This window comes from Roseateles sp. P5_E11, from assembly GCF_054049355.1.
Map to the genome: position 1 here is coordinate 1 of NZ_JBFUMO010000577.1, position 3,622 is coordinate 3,622.

The window sequence follows — 3,622 nt, forward strand, 5'->3', positions numbered from 1 at the left end:
ACCCTGCCGTTTGAACTCCAGGTCGGCTGGCGCTACACGCGCGCCGGCCGCGGCGGGCGGCGCAACCGCTTCATCAGCTTCATCTCGAGCGTGTCCATCCTGGGCATCGCGCTGGGCGTGGCGGCGCTGATCATCGTGCTGTCGGTGATGAACGGCTTCCAGAAGGAAGTGCGCGACCGCATGCTCAACGTCATCGCCCACATTGAGCTGCTGGAGTACACGGGCCAGGCGCTGCCGGACTGGCAGGCCACGGCGGCCAAGGCCAGGCAGAACCCCGAGGTGATGGGCGCAGCGCCGTTTGTCGCCAGCCAGAGCCTGATCGCGCGCGGTGAGGACATGCGCGGCGCCATCATCCGTGGCATCTCGCCGGCCGAGGAAGCGACGGTCACCGGCCTTGGTGCACAGCTCAAGGACGGCGTCTTCGCCCAACTGCAGCCCGGCGCCTGGAACATCGTGCTGGGCGCGGAGCTGGCACGCCAGTTGGGCGTGGGTGTGGGCGACAAGATCACCGTCGTCGCGCCCGGCGCCCAGGTCACGCCGATGGGCGCCTCGCCGCGATACAGGAGCTTCAATGTGGTCGGCACCTTCAGCGCCGGCCACTACGAGTACGACTCGGGCCTGGCCCTGATCCACATCGACGACGCGGCCAAGCTCTACCGCACCGGTGGCCCGACCGGCGTGCAGCTCAAGCTGCGTGACGTCCACGACGCCCGCCGCGTGGCAGCCGAACTCAAGGGCGCCTTGGGCCCGGACATCCTGGTGCGTGACTGGACGCGTTCCAACGCCAACTGGTTCGACGCCGTGCAGATCGAGAAGCGCCTGATGAGCATCATCCTGACGCTGATCGTCGCGGTGGCCGCCTTCAATCTGGTGTCCACGCTGGTGATGACCGTGACCGACAAGCAGAGCGACATCGCCATCCTGCGCACGCTCGGCGCCAGCCCGCGCTCCATCATGGGCGTGTTCATCGTGCAGGGCGCGGTGGCCGGCGTCATCGGCACGCTGTCTGGCGTGGGCCTGGGGCTGTTGGTCGCCTGCAATATCGACGTCATCGTGCCCACCATCGAGCGCCTGCTCAACGTCAGCTTCCTGCCCGGCAGCATCTACGTCATCAGCCAGATGCCCAGCGACCCGCAGCAAGGCGACATCGTGCCGATTGCGCTGGTGTCCCTGGCCCTGTCCTTCCTCGCCACGCTCTACCCAAGCTGGCGCGCCAGCCGCGTGCAGCCGGCGGAGGCGCTGCGTTATGAGTGATCAGATTCTTCAGGCCACGGCCTTGACCCGCCGCTTCAGCGAAGGCGGCCTGGACGTCACCGTGCTCAAGGGCGTGGACCTGCATGTGTCGCGCGGCGAGACGCTGGCCATCGTCGGTGCTTCGGGCTCGGGCAAGAGCACGCTCTTGCACCTGCTCGGCGGCCTGGACGTGCCGACCTCGGGCGCCGTCACGCTGATGGGCCGGTCGCTGGCGTCCATGGATGAGGCCGAGCGTGGCCGCTGGCGCAACCAGCAGCTGGGTTTCGTCTACCAGTTCCACCACCTGCTGCCCGAGTTCTCGGCGCTGGACAACGTCGCGATGCCGCTGCGCATCCGCCGCCAGACGCCTGCCCAGGCGCGCGAAACGGCCGCCGAGATGCTGGCCCGCGTCGGCCTGAAGGAGCGTGTGCAGCACCGCCCGTCCGAGCTGTCGGGTGGCGAACGCCAGCGCGTGGCCATCGCCCGGGCCCTTGTCACCCGCCCGGCCTGTGTGCTGGCCGACGAGCCCACCGGCAACCTCGACCGCGACACCGCCGCGGTCGTCTTCGAGCTGATGCTGGAGCGCGCCCGCGAGTCCGGCACCGCCTTCGTTCTCGTCACCCATGACCGCGATCTGGCGGCGCGCTGCGATCGGCAGCTGCTGCTGGTGGCGGGCCAGTTCCAAGCCCCTGCAACGACCGCATGACCCCGCGATTCATCCTCAAGCTTTCATGCCCCGACCGCGCCGGCATCGTGCATGCCGTCACCGGTGTGCTGCTGCGCGAAGGCGGCAACATCCTGACCTCCCACCAGCATGGTGACGCTGACCATGCGCGCTTCTTCATGCGCATCGAGTTCGAGGCCAAGGCTGAAGAGGGTGCGCTGCAGGCCGCGTTTGCGCCGCTCGCCGCCCAGTTCGACATGGATTGGGAGCTGGTGGCCCGCGCCCGCAAGACCCGTGTGCTGCTGCTGGTGTCCAAGCTCGGCCATTGCCTGAACGATCTGCTGTTCCGCGTGCAGACCGGGCACTTGCCCATCGAGATCCCGGCCATCGTCTCCAACCACCGCGACTTCTATCAGCTCGCGGCCTCGCACAACATTCCCTTCCACCACTTCCCGCTGCTGGGCGCCACCGACGCACAGAAGCAGGCGCAGGAAGCCAAGATCCGCGAAGTGGTGGCCGAAAACCAGATCGACCTCGTCGTGCTGGCGCGCTACATGCAGATCCTGTCGCCCGAGCTGTGCCGCGACCTGAGCGGCCGGGCCATCAACATCCACCACAGCTTCCTGCCCAGCTTCAAGGGCGCCAAGCCCTATCACCAGGCCTACGAGCGTGGTGTCAAGCTGATCGGTGCGACGGCCCATTACGTGACCAGCGACCTCGACGAGGGGCCGATCATCGAGCAGGAAGTCGCCCGCATCGACCACAGCATGCCGCCCGAGCAGCTCGTGGGCATCGGCCGCGACATGGAATGCGTGGCCCTGGCGCGGGCCATCCAGTGGCACGCGGAGCACCGGGTGTTGCTCAACGGCAACCGCACGGTCGTCTTCCGCTGAGATACAAGGGAAGGCATGTGGATCGACACCCACTRCCACCTCGACGCGGCCGAGTTCAACGCTGACCGCGACGCTGTCGTCGCGCGTGCCAGGGCCGCGGGCGTCGCGCAGATCGTCATTCCCGCCGTCGATGCGCACAACCTCGACACGGTGCGCCTGCTGGCCATCCAGCACGACTTCACCTACGCCCTGGGCATCCATCCGCTGTGCGTGATGGGCGCCGCCGCGGGCGATCTGGAAAAACTCGCCGAAGCGGTGGAGACGCATCATGCCGATCCGCGCCTCGTCGCCGTCGGCGAGATCGGCCTGGACTATTTCGTCGAGGGCATCGACCCCGACACCCAGCAGCATTTCTACGTCGAGCAGCTCAAGCTCGCCAAGCGCGCTGGCCTGCCGGTGCTGCTGCATGTGCGGCGCAGCGCCGACAAGCTGCTGGCCGGCCTGCGCCGTGTCGGCTTCACGCAGGGCGGCATTGCGCATGCCTTCAATGGCAGCGAGCAGCAGGCGCAAGCCTTCATCAAGCTGGGCTTCAAGCTCGGCTTTGGCGGCACGCTGACGTTTGAGCGCTCGCTGCAGATCCGCCGCATCGCGGCCAGCGTGCCGGATACAGCGCTCGTCATGGAGACTGATGCGCCGGACATCCCGCCGCAGTGGCTCTACAAGACGGCCGAGCAGCGTGAAGCCAGCCCTGGCCAGGCGCGCAACGAGTCGGCCGAGCTGCCGCGCATTGCCGAAAGCCTGGCCGAGCTGCGCGGCTGGACGCTTGAGCAGACGGCGGCAATCACCAGCGCCAACGCGCGCGCCGCGCTGCCACGGCTGGGCTGATCAGGCC

4 protein-coding genes are annotated in these 3,622 nt (G+C 68.0%); all 4 read left to right on the top strand.

Annotated features, from left to right (window positions below):
- Window positions 1-3: 3 nt before the first annotated feature.
- From ACXJKR_RS27250 to ACXJKR_RS27265, 4 genes are read left to right on the top strand one after another with little or no spacing between them, the layout of a single operon-like run.
- Window positions 4-1,254: a lipoprotein-releasing ABC transporter permease subunit gene (locus ACXJKR_RS27250; RefSeq protein ID WP_457325489.1), complete on the top strand. Its 1,251-nt coding sequence runs from the start codon at window positions 4-6 to the stop codon at window positions 1,252-1,254.
- On the top strand, window positions 1,247-1,939 hold the full coding sequence (gene lolD / locus ACXJKR_RS27255) for a lipoprotein-releasing ABC transporter ATP-binding protein LolD (protein ID WP_457325486.1): 693 nt from the start codon (window positions 1,247-1,249) through the stop codon (window positions 1,937-1,939). Before ACXJKR_RS27250 ends, lolD begins: the two co-directional genes overlap by 8 nt.
- Window positions 1,936-2,790 carry a formyltetrahydrofolate deformylase gene (purU, locus tag ACXJKR_RS27260; RefSeq protein WP_457325487.1) on the top strand — a complete coding sequence of 285 codons (855 nt, stop codon included), beginning with the start codon at window positions 1,936-1,938 and terminating at the stop codon, window positions 2,788-2,790. Before lolD ends, purU begins: the two co-directional genes overlap by 4 nt.
- A gap of 15 nt (window positions 2,791-2,805) precedes the next feature.
- Complete coding sequence (locus ACXJKR_RS27265; RefSeq protein WP_457325488.1) at window positions 2,806-3,615, top strand: TatD family hydrolase; 810 nt, start codon at window positions 2,806-2,808, stop codon at window positions 3,613-3,615.
- Window positions 3,616-3,622: the final 7 nt, after the last annotated feature.